Origin of the sequence: Micromonospora inyonensis (genome assembly GCF_900091415.1) — a bacterium.
In the GTDB taxonomy this organism is placed as follows: Bacteria; Actinomycetota; Actinomycetes; order Mycobacteriales; family Micromonosporaceae; genus Micromonospora; species Micromonospora inyonensis.
Genome location: NZ_FMHU01000001.1, coordinates 3,231,570 through 3,244,155 on the forward strand (window position 1 = coordinate 3,231,570; position 12,586 = coordinate 3,244,155).

The 12,586-nt window shown below is 73.7% G+C and carries 11 protein-coding genes and 1 pseudogene; 8 read left to right on the forward strand and 4 right to left on the reverse strand.

Annotated elements, in window-relative coordinates; all coding sequences use genetic code 11:
* Positions 1-103: 103 nt before the first annotated feature.
* The 5 genes and pseudogenes from GA0074694_RS14655 (at position 104) to mutM (ending at position 3,756) form a co-directional block, all read left to right on the forward strand.
* The gene (locus GA0074694_RS14655) at positions 104-667 is read left to right on the forward strand and encodes a YceD family protein (protein ID WP_091458305.1); all 564 of its coding nucleotides are present in this window, start codon (positions 104-106) and stop codon (positions 665-667) included.
* Positions 668-672: 5 nt separating this feature from the next.
* Positions 673-846 carry a 50S ribosomal protein L32 gene (gene rpmF, locus GA0074694_RS14660; protein ID WP_091458307.1) on the forward strand — a complete coding sequence of 58 codons (174 nt, stop codon included), beginning with the start codon at positions 673-675 and terminating at the stop codon, positions 844-846.
* A gap of 135 nt (positions 847-981) precedes the next feature.
* Positions 982-1,947 (forward strand): phosphate acyltransferase PlsX, encoded by a 966-nt coding sequence (locus tag GA0074694_RS14665; protein WP_245714755.1) that lies wholly within the window; start codon positions 982-984, stop codon positions 1,945-1,947.
* A pseudogene (gene rnc / locus GA0074694_RS14670) lies at positions 1,944-2,693 on the forward strand (ribonuclease III); the annotation flags it as partial. The gene GA0074694_RS14665 and the pseudogene rnc, both read left to right, overlap by 4 nt.
* Before the next feature lie 205 nt (positions 2,694-2,898).
* On the forward strand, positions 2,899-3,756 hold the full coding sequence (mutM, locus tag GA0074694_RS14675) for a bifunctional DNA-formamidopyrimidine glycosylase/DNA-(apurinic or apyrimidinic site) lyase (RefSeq protein ID WP_091458313.1): 858 nt from the start codon (positions 2,899-2,901) through the stop codon (positions 3,754-3,756).
* Between the two features lie 55 nt (positions 3,757-3,811).
* On the opposite strand, the gene GA0074694_RS14680 is transcribed toward mutM, so the two are convergent.
* Positions 3,812-4,729 carry a CAP domain-containing protein gene (locus GA0074694_RS14680; protein WP_091458316.1) on the reverse strand — a complete coding sequence of 306 codons (918 nt, stop codon included), beginning with the start codon at positions 4,727-4,729 and terminating at the stop codon, positions 3,812-3,814.
* A 372-nt stretch (positions 4,730-5,101) separates the two neighbouring features.
* On the opposite strand from GA0074694_RS14680, the gene GA0074694_RS14685 reads away from it, so the two are divergent.
* The 3 genes from GA0074694_RS14685 (at position 5,102) to GA0074694_RS14695 (ending at position 9,812) form a co-directional block, all read left to right on the forward strand.
* On the forward strand, positions 5,102-5,296 hold the full coding sequence (locus GA0074694_RS14685; protein ID WP_091458317.1) for a hypothetical protein: 195 nt from the start codon (positions 5,102-5,104) through the stop codon (positions 5,294-5,296).
* 257 nt (positions 5,297-5,553) lie between these two features.
* Complete coding sequence (gene smc, locus GA0074694_RS14690; RefSeq protein ID WP_091458320.1) at positions 5,554-9,192, forward strand: chromosome segregation protein SMC; 3,639 nt, start codon at positions 5,554-5,556, stop codon at positions 9,190-9,192.
* Positions 9,192-9,812 (forward strand): HAD-IA family hydrolase, encoded by a 621-nt coding sequence (locus GA0074694_RS14695; protein WP_091458323.1) that lies wholly within the window; start codon positions 9,192-9,194, stop codon positions 9,810-9,812. The genes smc and GA0074694_RS14695 overlap by 1 nt, the downstream gene beginning before the upstream one ends.
* 49 nt (positions 9,813-9,861) lie before the next feature.
* On the opposite strand, the gene GA0074694_RS14700 is transcribed toward GA0074694_RS14695, so the two are convergent.
* The 3 genes from GA0074694_RS14700 to GA0074694_RS14710 form a co-directional block, all read right to left on the reverse strand.
* On the reverse strand, positions 9,862-10,374 hold the full coding sequence (locus GA0074694_RS14700) for a DinB family protein (protein ID WP_091458325.1): 513 nt from the start codon (positions 10,372-10,374) through the stop codon (positions 9,862-9,864).
* The gene (locus GA0074694_RS14705) at positions 10,371-12,011 is read right to left on the reverse strand and encodes an MDR family MFS transporter (RefSeq protein WP_091458328.1); all 1,641 of its coding nucleotides are present in this window, start codon (positions 12,009-12,011) and stop codon (positions 10,371-10,373) included. Before GA0074694_RS14705 ends, GA0074694_RS14700 begins: the two co-directional genes overlap by 4 nt.
* 109 nt (positions 12,012-12,120) lie before the next feature.
* Complete coding sequence (locus GA0074694_RS14710) at positions 12,121-12,573, reverse strand: MarR family winged helix-turn-helix transcriptional regulator (protein ID WP_091458331.1); 453 nt, start codon at positions 12,571-12,573, stop codon at positions 12,121-12,123.
* Between the last annotated feature and the right edge of the window lie 13 nt (positions 12,574-12,586).

Genomic DNA, 12,586 nt, shown 5'->3' on the forward strand with positions numbered 1-12,586 from the left:
CAGCGGCCGGCCGGGGTGCGACTGGCTGTCGCCCCCGGTTCGACGGTGGGGCGACGGTCCAGGTAACCTCTTGTGTCGGCCTGTCCACGGCCGGAGTCTGACTATGCCCAAGCACTCGCCATCGCACCTCGACCCCAGGTCGCCGCTGGTCCTCGACACGAGGGAGCTACCGCGCCGGCCTGGCGCTCTGCGTACGGTCAAGCGGGTGGCCCCGGCACCGGCGGACCTCGGCGTGGAGTTGATCAGCGTGCCGGAGGGCGCGGACCTCGACCTCGACCTGAGGTTGGAGTCGGTGTCCGAGGGCGTGCTCGTCTCGGGGACCGTCTCCGGTCCCGTGCGGGGTGAGTGCGGCCGGTGCCTCCGGGAGATCAACACCTCCGTGGCCGTGACGATCCAGGAGCTGTACGCGTACGAGAACAGCACCACGGACGCCACGACCGAGGAGGACGAGGTGGGCCGGATGCAGGGCGATCTGATCGACCTGGAGCCGGCACTGCGGGACGCGGTGGTGCTCACGCTGCCGACCAACCCGCGCTGCCGGGAGGACTGCCCAGGACTGTGCCCCGAGTGCGGGGTGCACGGGGACGAGCTGCCGGCCGACCACAGTCACCAGCAGGTCGACCCGCGTTGGGCGGGCCTGTCGCAACTGACCCGTAAAGAGGAGTAGGAACCGTGGCCGTCCCGAAGCGCAAGATGTCGCGCAGCAACACCCGGTCCCGCCGGGCGAACTGGAAGGCGGCCGTGGTCGCGACCGTGGCCTGCCCGCAGTGCAAGTCGGCCAAGCTGCCGCACGCCGCCTGCGGCGTCTGTGGCACGTACAACGGCCGCCAGGTTCTCGAGGTCTGACCTGGACGCCGGGTGACGCCTCCGACCTCGGGTCGGGTGGCGCGCACGTCCTGGCGATCGCCCGGTGCACCGGCTCCCGACGTCGCCGGCCGGGAAGCCCCGGCCGGCGTTCCGGCGGAGCCGGGCACCGCGCGGATCGCCGTCGACCTCCTCGGCGGGGATCACGCACCCGCCGTCGTGGTTGACGGCGCTCTGCGGGCCCTGCGCGCCGACCCGGACCTGCACCTGCTGCTCGTCGGCCCCTCCGAGGTGGCCGGCGGGCTCGTCGGCGTGCTCACCCCGGAGCAGCGCAGCCGGGTGACCGTGCGCCAGGTCCGGCACGCCGTCACCATGGCCGACCAGCCCACCCGCGCGCCCCGGGCCGCGACCACCGTCCGTGCCGCGGTCGCCGCGGTGGCCGAGGGCACCGCGGACGCGGTCGTCTCCGCCGGGTCGACCGGCGCCACCGTCACCGCCGCGGCCCTCGGCCTCGGCCGCTGGCCGGACGTGCGCCGCCCGGCCCTGGTCGCCACCCTGCCGGCGGTCGCCGGCCCGGTGGTGCTGCTCGACGTCGGCGGCAACCTGGAACCCCGGAGCACCACCCTCGCCCGGCACGCCGTGCTCGGGACGGCGTACGCCGCAGTCGCCCACACGATCACCGGCCCCCGGGTCGGACTCCTCTCGGTCGGCACCGAGCCCGGCAAGGGGGACCGGCTCCGCCGGGCCGCGGACCCGCTCCTGGCGGCGCTGTCGCTGCCCTGTGACGGCCGGTACGTCGGCCTCGTCGAGGGCTACGACGTCGCGCTCGGCGGGCGTGCCGATGTGGTGGTGACCGACGGCTTCACCGGTAACGTGCTGCTCAAGGCGGTCGAGGGCGCGTACGCGATGGCCGGCGGTCCGCCGGAGGGCGGTGGCGCGCCCCGGGCCGCGGCCCTGCTCGGTGTGGCCGGGACGGTGGTCGTGTGCCACGGCTCCGCGGCCGGGGAGGACGTCGCCTCCGGTATCGCGCTCGCCGCCCACCTCTGGCGGTGCGACGCCACGGCCCGGGTCGCCGCGCTGCTCGCCGCCGGCCGCCCCGCCGACACTTCCGACCGCACCACGCACACCGAGGTGATCCCATGAACAACGACAAGCGCCGCCGTGCCCCGGTGGGCCATCTGGAGGCGGCCTTCGGGGTGTCACTGGATCCGGAGCTGCTGGAACGCGCGCTGACGCACCGCTCGTTCGCGTACGAGAACGGTGGCCTGCCCACCAACGAGCGGCTGGAGTTCCTCGGCGACTCGGTGCTCGGGGTGGTGGTCACGGCCGCGCTCTTCAACAACCACCCCGACCTGCCGGAGGGGCAGTTGGCGAAGCTGCGGGCCAGCGTGGTCAACATGCGCGCGCTGGCCGACGTGGCCCGGGGGCTGGGGCCGGAGGGTCTCGGTCAGTACCTCCTCCTCGGCAAGGGTGAGGAGGCGACCGGCGGCCGGGACAAGGCCAGCATCCTCGCGGACACCCTGGAGGCGCTGCTCGGCGCGATCTACCTCCAGTACGGCCTGGACATCGCGGCGGAGGTCATCCACCGCCTCTTCGACCCGCTGATGGCCGAGTCGGCCGGTCGGGGGGCGGCACTGGACTGGAAGACCAGCCTCCAGGAGTTGACCGCCGCGCTCGGCCTGGGCGTGCCGGAGTACCGCATCGAGGGGACCGGCCCGGACCACCTGAAGACGTTCACCGCCTGGGTGGTGGTCGCCGGCAACCGGTACGGCGGCGCGGAGGGGCGCAGCAAGAAGGAGGCGGAGCAGCGGGCGGCCGAGTCGGCCTGGCGCACCCTCACCGAGCAGGCCGAGGCGGACGCCGCCGACGGCACCGCCACCGCCGGGAGCACGGGCGGTGCCCGGACCGCCGACGGTGCCATCGCGCCGGCCGAGGGCCGGACCGCTGCCGCAGCTGACGGTGCCGTCGCGGTCACCGTCGCCGAGGTGGTCGTGGCCGGCCCCGGTGTCCCCGACGGTCGGATCGCGGCCGACGACGGCGTGGACGGTCGGACAGCGGCGGACGTCGACGGGGACGCCCACCCGGAGCCGGGTCGTGCCTGAACTGCCCGAGGTGGAGACGGTCCGGCAGGGACTGGCCCGCTGGGTCACCGGTCGACGGATCGACGCGGTGCAGGTGCGCCACCCCCGGGCGGTGCGCCGGCACCTGCCCGGCGCGGCGCACTTCGCGGACGTGCTCACCGGCCGGACCGTGCGGGACGTCCGGCGGCGCGGCAAGTACCTCTGGCTCCCGCTCGACAGCGGGGACGCGATGGTCGGGCACCTCGGGATGTCCGGCCAGCTCCTCGTCCAGCCCGCCGACGCCCCCGACGAGCTGCACCTGAGGGTCCGGTTCACCTTCGCCGACGGCGGGCCGGAGCTGCGCTTCGTCGACCAGCGCACGTTCGGCGGCCTCGCCGTCTCCGCCGGTGGGGCGGAGCTGCCCGGCGAGATCGCGCACATCGCCCGGGATCCGATGGACCCGGACTTCTCCGACGCCGGGTTCGTGGCGGCGCTGCGACGGCGGCGTACCGAGGTCAAGCGGGCCCTGCTCGACCAGACCCTGATCTCCGGGGTCGGCAACATCTACGCCGACGAGGCGCTCTGGCGGTCCGGGCTGCACGGCGCGCGCCCCACCGGCGCGTTGACCGGTCCGGCCGTGACGCGGCTGCTCGGCCACGTCCGGGACGTGCTCGGCGAGGCGATCACGGTCGGCGGCACGAGCTTCGACGCGCTGTACGTCAACGTCAACGGCGAGAGCGGCTACTTCGACCGGTCCCTGAACGTCTACGGCCGCGAGGGTGAGCCGTGCCGGCGGTGCGGTGCGCCGATCCGGCGGGAGCCGTTCATGAACCGGTCGTCGTACAGCTGCCCCCGCTGCCAGCCCCGCCCCCGCGCCGTCGTACGCGGCTGACCCGTCCCGACCCGGGGCGAACCGCCGGCCGGGACGGGACGTCGGGCGGGACCGGTCAGCCGGGCGTGCCGAAGACCTGCGTCCAGTACGGGCCGTTGCTCCGCGCGACCCCGACGCCGATCTCGGTGAACGCGCAGTTGAGGATGTTGGCCCGGTGGCCCGCGCTGTTCATCCAGGCCGCCATCACCGCCGCCGGGGTCTGCTGGTTCCAGGCGACGTTCTCGCCGTAGCCGCGCCAGTCGTAGCCGACCCGGGCGAGGCGGTCGCCGACGTCGCTGCCGTCGCTGCCGGTGTGCGACATCTTCTGGTGGGTGGCCTGGTCCTCGCTGTGCCGCTGCGCGGCGGTGGTGAGCTTGGCGTCGACGCTCACCGCGCCGCAGCCGGCCTTGGCCCGTTCGGCGTTCACCAGGGCGACGACCTGGGCCTGTTCGGTGCCGCCGGTGGCCGGCGCGGCGGCGGTGGTGGCGCGGGCGGTCGCGGTCCTGTTCCGCTCCACGGTGCGCCGCGACGGGGCGGTGGCACGGCTCGGGGCCGGCGTCGGCCGGACGCTACGGCTCGGTGCGGGGGTCGGGCTGGCCGACCGGGGGGAGGGGCTGGTGCTGGCCGACGTCGAGGGGGACAGTTCGGAGCCGGGCAGCGGCGGTGCCACCGGCACATCCTCGGCGGCCACGGTGGCGGGCGGCGCTTGGTCGTCGCGCACCAGCACCGTGCCGACTCCGACGGCCACCACGAGCGTGGCCGCCGCGGCGGTACCCACGATCAGGAACGGGCGGGAGATCCGGCGACGTGACCGGTGGCGACCGGCGTGCGGCCCGTCGTGCCAGCCGGCGGTCGGTCCCTCCGGCTCGTCCCCGAACAGGTGCGACGAGCGCGGCATCGGGCGACCGTTGTCCCGGTACGGCGACTCCTCGGTCGGCGGTTCGGGGCGCCGGTCGGCGTCGTCCGGTTCCATCGGGTCGGTCCAGCCGTACACTCCGGTGCCTCCACGGGGTCGGGTTCACGGGCCGGGGTGACGCTACGTGGCCGCTCTGAGCAGCGGCAATGCCGCTAAGGAAGAGTTAAGACGAAACCGGCTCGCAAGGTAACCGATTCGACACCCCACGGAGTTACAGTGGTCCGGTCCGGACATTGTCCGTCCGTGCCTGGCGGCGATCCGAGTGATGCTCGGGTTGGCACTGTGATGATCCACGGCCTGCGGGAACTTGACGAACGAGGGGTTGGCGGCTCAATATGTAGGTGTCGCCAGTCGCGCCCAGTCATGCCCGAAGTTTCCTCGGGGTGGCAGCCGCGAACCAGTGGGCGCGCGTTGGCCGGCCTTTCCGGCAGCGCATATCAAGGAGTCAAAATGGCGAAGGCCCTGTACGGCCACGTTGGTGCGGCGTCCGATCGGCGCCTGCTCGACGAGGTCACCCGGCTGCGTGCCAGGGTTCAGGCACTGGAGTTCGAGATCACGCGTCTGCGGGCCGAGAACGATCGGCTCGCGGCGGCGGCGGCGGAGACGGACGACCTGCTCCGGCTGGCCGAGCCCGCGCTGACCTGATCCCCGGTTCCCGGACAACTGAATCGCAGCAGAAGGAAAACGCGCGCCGACACATGTGTGCCGGCGCGCAGCTCTGTGCACCGGTCGTTCACCGTCCGTCCTCCGGTCCGTCGCGGGGTGGGTCGCATACCGGGCCTCGCCCGGCACCGGGTTACTCTGCGGGTTGACCAGGTCCGCGCGGCCCACCACGGCACGGCAACCGAGCCCGGCGCGGCAGCCCGCGACGGGACGGCGGCCACCGGACGAGGATCGAGAAGGTGCATCTCAAGAGCCTGACGGTGAAGGGGTTCAAGTCCTTCGCCTCCGCCACGACGCTCAAGCTGGAGCCGGGCATCACCTGTGTGGTGGGGCCGAACGGATCCGGTAAGTCCAACGTCGTCGACGCCATCGCCTGGGTGCTGGGCGAACAGGGCGCCAAGGCGCTGCGGGGCGGCAAGATGGAGGACGTCATCTTCGCCGGCACCGCCGGCCGCGCCCCGCTCGGCCGGGCCGAGGTGACCCTCACCATCGACAACACCGACGGTGCGCTGCCGATCGAGTACACCGAGGTCTCCATCACCCGCCGGATGTTCCGCTCCGGCGAGAGCGAGTACGAGATCAACGGCGACTCCTGTCGCCTGCTCGACATCCAGGAGCTGCTGTCGGACTCCGGCATCGGCCGGGAGATGCACATCATCGTCGGCCAGGGCCGGCTCGACGGCATGCTGCACGCCAAGCCGGAGGACCGGCGGGCCTTCATCGAGGAGGCCGCAGGCGTCCTGAAGCACCGCAAGCGCAAGGAGAAGGCGCTGCGGAAGCTGGACGCGATGCAGACCAACCTCAACCGGCTCACCGACCTCACCGCCGAGCTGCGTCGCCAGCTCAAGCCGCTGGGCCGGCAGGCCGAGGTGGCCCGGCGGGCCGCCGCCATCCAGGCCAACCTGCGCGACGCCCGGCTGCGGCTGCTCGCCGACGACCTGGCCACCCTGCGCGCCACCCTGGACCGGGAGATCGCCGACGAGGCCGCCCTGCGGGAGCGCCGCGAGCAGGTCGAGGAGGAACACACCCAGGTGCAGCAGCGCCTCGGTGAGCTGGAGGCGGCGCTGGCCGAGGACGCGCCGCTGCTCGCCGCCGCGCAGGACACCTGGTACAAACTCTCCGCCCTCTCCGAGCGGTTCCGGTCGATCGAGCAGCTCGCCCGGGAGCGGCTGCGCCACCTCAGCGCCACCCCCGACGACGAACGTCCCGGCCGCGACCCCGACCAGCTGGAGGCGGAGGCGGAGCGGGTCCGCGAGCAGGAGGAGGAGCTGCGCGCCGCGCTCACCGACGACCAGGTCCGGCTCGCCGAGGCGGTGGAGCACCGGCAGGAGCTGGAGCGGCAGCTCACCGCCGCCGAGCGGGAACTGGTCGCCGCGGCGAAGGCCATCGCGGACCGGCGCGAGGGGCTGGCGCGCCTCACCGGGCAGGTCAACTCGGCCCGGGCCCGGACCACCAGCGCCGGTGAGGAGATCGAACGGCTCGCCGCCGCGCACGCCGACGCCCTCGCTCGCGCCGAGCAGGCACAGGCCGAGCTTGATGCGGTGGCCGAGCAGTCCACCGAGGCGGACCGGGACAACGCCGAGCTGGACGCCCGGCACGCCGAGGCGGTCGCCGCCCACGAGAAGGCACAGGCCGGTGTCCGGGCGTTGAGCGACGCCGAGCGGACGGCGGAGAAGGACGCCGCCACCTGGAAGGCCCGCGAGGAGGCGCTCGCCCTCGGCCTGCGCCGCAAGGACGGCGCGGGCGCGCTGCTCGCCCGCGCCGACGAGGTGCCCGGCCTGCTCGGCAGCCTGGCCGGGCTGCTCACCGTCGCGCCCGGCCACGAGGCGGCCCTCGCCGCCGCGCTCGGCGGACTGGCCGACGCGGTCGCGGTCACCGGGGTGGACGAGGCGATCGAGGCGATGCGGCTGCTGAAGATCTCCGACGCCGGCCGGGCCGGGTTGCTGGTCGGCAGCCCCGCCGGCCCCGGGATGGACGGCTCCGCCGACGCGCTGCGCCCGAAGCTGCCCGACGGTGCGCGGTGGGCTCCCGACCTGGTCGAGTGTGCGGCACAGCTGCGCCCGGCGGTGCACCGGGCCCTGCGCGACGTGGTGCTCGTCGACGACCTCGCCGCCGCCGCCGAGGTGGTGGCCGGCAACCCGGAACTGCGCGCGGTCACCCCGGACGGCGACGTGGTCGGGGCGTACGCGGCGGCCGGCGGCTCGGCGAAGGCGCCCAGCTTCATCGAGGTGACCGCGGCCGTCGAGGAGGCCCGGTCCAACCGGCTCGCGGCCGAGCGGACCAGCGCCGAGTTGCGTGACCGACTCGTCGAGGCGCGGGCCGAGGTGGCGGGCGCGAAGGAGGCGGTGCAGCACGCCGCCGCCGCCCGGCGGGAGGCGGAGAGCCACCGCAACGCCGCCGCCCGCCGGCTGGCCGAACTCGGTGCCGCCGCCCGCAGCGCACGGGGCGAGACCGACCGGCTCGGCGAGTCGCTGGCCCGTGCCCAGGCGGCCCGGGAGCGGGACCTGACCACCCTCGACGAGCTGGCGGAGCGGCTGCGGCTGGCCGAGGCCACCCCGATCGACGCGGAACCGTCCACCGAGGAACGCGACCAGCTCGCCGCGATGGTGCCGCAGGCCCGGCAGAACGAGATGGAGGTCCGGCTCGCGGTGCGGACCGCCGAGGAGCGGGTCTCCTCGATCGCCGGCCGGGCCGACTCGCTGCGCCGCCAGGCGAGCGCCGAACGGGCCGCCCGGGAACGCGCGGCGGCCCGCCGGGCGGCGCGTACCCGGGGGGCGGCGATCGCCCGCGCGGTGGCCGGTGGGGCCCGCGACGCCCTGACCCGGTTGACCACCTCGATCGCGCGGGCCGGGGAGCACCGCGACGCGGTGGCGGCCGAACGCGCCGCGCGGGAGGCCGAGCTCTCCGAGGTACGCGGCGCGGCCAAGCGCCTCGGCGCGGAACTGGAACGGCTGACCAGCCAGGTACACCGGGACGAGGTGGCCCGCGCCGAGCAGCGGCTGCGCATCGAGCAGCTGGAGGCGAAGGCCGCCGAGGACTTCGGACTGGACGTGGCCGCCCTGATCGGCGAGTACGGCCCGGACCAGCCGGTGCCCCCGACCCAGGCGGACGTCGCTGCGGCCGAGCGGGACGGGACGCCGGTGCCCGAGCCGGTCCGCTACGAGCGGGCGGTGCAGGAGAAACGGGCCGCCAAGGCGGAACGGGAGCTGACCCTGCTCGGCAAGGTCAACCCGCTCGCCCTGGAGGAGTTCGCCGCGCTGGAGGAGCGCTACAAGTTCCTCTCCGAACAGCTGGAGGACCTCAAGGCCACCCGCCGGGACCTGCTCACCGTGGTCAAGGACGTCGACGACCGGATCCTGGAGGTCTTCGCCAGCGCGTTCGCCGACACCGCGCGGGAGTTCCAGCAGGTCTTCACGGTGCTCTTCCCCGGTGGCGAGGGACGGCTGGTGCTCACCGAACCGGACGACCTGCTCACCACCGGGGTGGAGGTGGAGGCCCGGCCGCCGGGTAAGAAGATCAAGCGGCTGTCGCTGCTCTCCGGCGGGGAGCGGTCATTGACCGCGGTGGCGATGCTGGTGGCGATCTTCCGGGCCCGGCCCAGCCCGTTCTACATCATGGACGAGGTCGAGGCGGCCCTGGACGACGTCAACCTGGGCCGCTTGATCACCCTGCTGGCACAGTTGCGGGAGAAGAGCCAGTTGATCGTCATCACCCACCAGAAACGGACGATGGAGGTCGCCGACGCGCTCTACGGGGTGACCATGCGCAACGGCGTGACCCAGGTGATCAGCCAACGACTCAACCGGACCGACGGGGAGAACGAGCGGCCCGGCCGCGGCACGGATCAGCGGCTCGGCCGCAGCGAGGAGAATCAGTAGTGGCTCGGGAACGCGCGACGGCGCTCCTGGTGGACTTCGACGGCGTCCTGCGACGCTGGGACCCGGCCGTGGCGGCCGGGGTGGAACGACGGTACGGGCTGACCCCGGGTGTGCTCGGCGACATCGCCATGCACTGGGGCCGGCTCCAACCAGTGCTGGTGGGGCGGGTCAGCCATGCCGACTGGATGGGCAGCGTGGCGGACGCGCTGGCCGGCCGGGCGGTGGATCCCGAGCAGGCCCGGGCGGCGGTGGCCGAGTGGCAGGAGTACCGGGGTGAGGTGGACCCGGACGTGCTCGCCTTCGTCCGCGAGGTGCGCGCCGCCGGGATCCCGGTCGGGCTGGCCACCAACGCCACCGACCTGCTCGACGCCGACCTCGCCGCGCTCGGCCTGACCGACGAGCTGGACGCCGTGGTCAACTCCTCGGCCATCGGGGTGCACAAGCCCTCGAAGGAGTACTTCCAGGCGGCCTGCCAGGCGCTGCGCACCCCGCCGGAGCGGGTGCTCTTCGTCGACGACGACGACCGCATGATCAGCGGTGCCCGGGTCGCCGGGCTGTCGGCGTACCGGTGGAGCGGACCGGAGGGGCTGCGTTACGTCCGGGCCGCGCTGGCGTACTGACCGTCGCGGTCGGGGCGGATGGCCGCCCCGACCGCGGCCGGTGGGTGGGTCAGTCGCCGGTGACCCCGTCGATCCGTTCCCGGATCAGGTCGGCGTGGCCGTTGTGCCGGGCGTACTCCTCGATCATGTGCACGTACACCCAGCGCAGGTTCCGCTCCCGTCCCCGGTCGGTGAAGACCTGGTCGAGGGAGCGACCCACGACGGCGGCCCGGGCCAGCTCGACCTGCCGTCCGAAGACGGCCAGGTCGGCGTCGGCGTCGGCGTCGGTCACGTCGAAGTCGGCGTCCGGCGTGGCCTCGGTGAAGTACGGGTAGTCGACCGTCTCCCCGGCGGCGTTCTCCCGGAACCAGAAGGCCTCCACCTCGGCCATGTGCCGGACCAGGCCGAGCAGGGTCAGCCCGGACGGCTCGACACTGGGCGTGCGGAGCTGTTCGGCGGTCAGACCGGCGCACTTGTGCAGCAACGTCTGCCGGTGGTAGTCGAGCCAGCCCTCCAGCATGGTGCGCTCGTCGGCGACGTAGGGCTCGGGGGTCCGGGTGATCTGCGGTGCTCTCCAGGTCATCCGGTCATCCTGGCCGGCGGGGGTGACAACGGGCGACCGGATTTGCCGGCCGTGCCGACTCCGGCGGACACCGGGGCCGCCCGCTCGACCCCGGTGGCCGGCGGCTCGTTGTGCCGCCGCAGCGGCACCTCCCGGATGAAGCAGACCGCGATCAGCGCGATCAGGGCGAACGGGGTGGCGACCAGGAAGATGTCCCCGGCGCCGTGGCCGTACGCGCTCTCCACCACGGTGCGCACCGGGCCGGGCAGCGTGTGCACGTCCGGCAGGGTTCCGCCGCCGGCCGCGCCGCTGGTCGGGACGCCGAGCCGGGCCAGGCCGTCGGCGAGGAAGCCCTGCACCCGGTGACCGAGGACCGCGCCGAGCACGGAGACGCCGACCGCGCCGCCGAGGCTGCGGAAGAAGGCGACCACGGAGCTGGCCGCGCCCAGTTCGTGCGGGCCGACGGTGTTCTGCACGGCCAGCACCAGGTTCTGCATGGTCATGCCCACACCGACACCGATGACGGCCATGTAGACGCTGAGCAACCAGAAGTTCGTGTCGTAGCGGAGCGTGCCCATCAGGGCGAAACCGAGGGTGAGCAGCGCCGAGCCGGCCACCAGGTACCGCTTCCAGCGGCCGGTCCGGGTGATGATCCGGCCGCTCACGGTGGAGGAGACCAGCAGGCCGAGGATCATCGGCAGGGTCATCAGGCCGGACATGGTCGGGCTCTGGCCCCGGCTGATCTGGGAGTACTGGCCGAGGAAGACCGACGCGCCGAACATGCCGACGCCGACCGCGACGCTGGCCACCGTGGCCAGCGCGATGGTGCGGTTGCGGAACAGCTTCGGCGGGATGACCGGCTCGGCCACCCGCGTCTCGACCCGGACCGCCAGCGCGCCGAGCAGCAGCGCCCCGCCCACCATCGTGGCGGTCTGCCAGGACACCCAGGCGTACCGGTCCCCGGCGAGGGAGACCCAGACCAGCAGCAGCGAGACGGCGGCGGTGATCAGGGAGGCGCCCCACCAGTCGATCTTCGCCTCGCGCCGGACCACGGGCAGCTTCAGCGTCTTCTGGAGCACGACGAGCGCGGCGACGGCGAACGGCACGCCGACGTAGAAGCACCAGCGCCAGCCGAGCCAGGAAGTGTCCACGATCACGCCGCCGATGAGCGGGCCGCCGATGGTGCCGACCGCCATCACCGCGCCGAGGTAGCCGCTGTACCGGCCGCGTTCCCGGGGCGCGATCATCATGGCCATGATCACCTGCGCCAGCGCGGTGAGGCCGCCGGCCCCGATGCCCTGGACCACCCGGCAGGCGATCAGCTGCCCGGTGGACTGGGAGAGCCCGGCCAGCACCGAGCCGAGGACGTAGATCACCAGCGAGACCTGGACCAGTGCCTTCTTGCTCGTCAGGTCGGCGAGCTTGCCCCAGAGCGGGGTGGTCGCGGTGGTGGCGAGCAAGGTCGAGGTGACCACCCAGGTGTACGCGGACTGCCCACCGTGCAGCTCGGTGATGATCCGGGGCAGCGCGTTCGAGACGACCGTGGAGGAGAGGATCGCGACGAACAGGCCCAGCAGCAGGCCGGAGAGGGCTTCCAGGATCTGGCGGTGGGTCATCTCCACCGGGGTCGTCCGTGGGGGCGCGGCGGCCTGGGACATCGTGGGACTACCTCCGGCGTCGAGAAGTTGCGTGAGGCAACCGTAGCTTTGGTTGCCTTAAGCAACAATATTGTGGCGCCGGAGCCCTGTTCCGGGTGTGGCCCGTGCCTCAACCCCGCTCGGGTGTCCAGCTCCCGTTGAACCGGCGCAGCAGCCGGGCGAACTCGGTCAGGTCCTCCGCCGGCCAGTCCCGCAGGGACCGCTCCAGCTCGTCGAGCCGGGTCCCGCGCGCCGCGTCGAAACGGCGCTGCCCCTCCTCGGTCAGGCTGAGCTGGGCGGCCCGCCGGTCCACCGGATCCGGGTCGCGGCGGACCAGCCCGAGCGCCTCCAGCCCCCGGATCTGCCGGCTGAGCGTCCCCTTGCCGACCCCGAGCCGGGTGGCGAGGTCGGTCAGCCGGGTCGAGCCGCTGCGCCGCAGCCAGAGCAGGAGACCGTAGCTGTTCGGCTCCAGGTGCGGGTGCACCTCCTTGACCAACCCCCAGGAGACCGTCCGGCCCCGGCGCAGCAGGGTGGTCAACTCGTGCTCCACCGTCCGCAGCGGCTCCGGTAGCTGATCGTCCACGGCACGAGGGTAC